We start from the raw sequence: 511 nt of genomic DNA, 5'->3' as shown, positions 1-511 counted from the left end.
AACGTGTACCGCACGCCCAACGGCGAACGCCCATACACCCTCGCTGCGGGCGCGACGAGGTATCGCGGACACGACCTCCACGGCCTCACCGAGGTCGATGCCTTGGTGCGCAAGCTCGACAAGGCTGGCGCACGACGCATCGAGATTGAGGAGAACCTGTTCCGCGACGAGCTGTCTAAGCTGGACCGCGCCCTGCATGTGATTGAATACCGCAGGCTGTGGGAGGAAGAACACGGCAAGCTCGCTCGTGGGAACCCTCAGTTTTCCAATTCCGCCAACTTGGCGGAATTGGCCGAAACGGCTCAAGGTCACTTCTTCGCGCAAGCTCTTGACGATCTCGGGTTGTCGCGACGTGCCATCGAGCGCGCGCAGTTCATTGGCTCCAAGCTGCGGCCGGAAGTGCTCGACGTGCTGCGTGACAAGCCCGAGGCGGACAATCAACGCGGCCTTGAACAGCTGGCCGGCCTAGAGCCGGATCGCCAACGCAAGGTTGCTCTTGCCTATGCCGATC

The 511-nt window shown here is 62.2% G+C and carries 1 protein-coding gene; it reads left to right on the top strand.

Annotated elements, in window-relative coordinates; translation table 11 throughout:
- Positions 1 to 511, top strand: a 511-nt coding sequence (locus tag RX972_RS29295) for a ParB/RepB/Spo0J family partition protein (protein WP_316880802.1), incomplete at both ends; no start/stop codon positions are given.

It is taken from the genome of Pseudomonas syringae group sp. J309-1, assembly GCF_032582135.1.
Lineage (GTDB): Bacteria > Pseudomonadota > Gammaproteobacteria > Pseudomonadales > Pseudomonadaceae > Aquipseudomonas > Aquipseudomonas quasicaspiana.
Note: the sequence above shows the minus strand (reverse complement) of the source record. Positions and strands in the feature narration are given on the sequence as shown.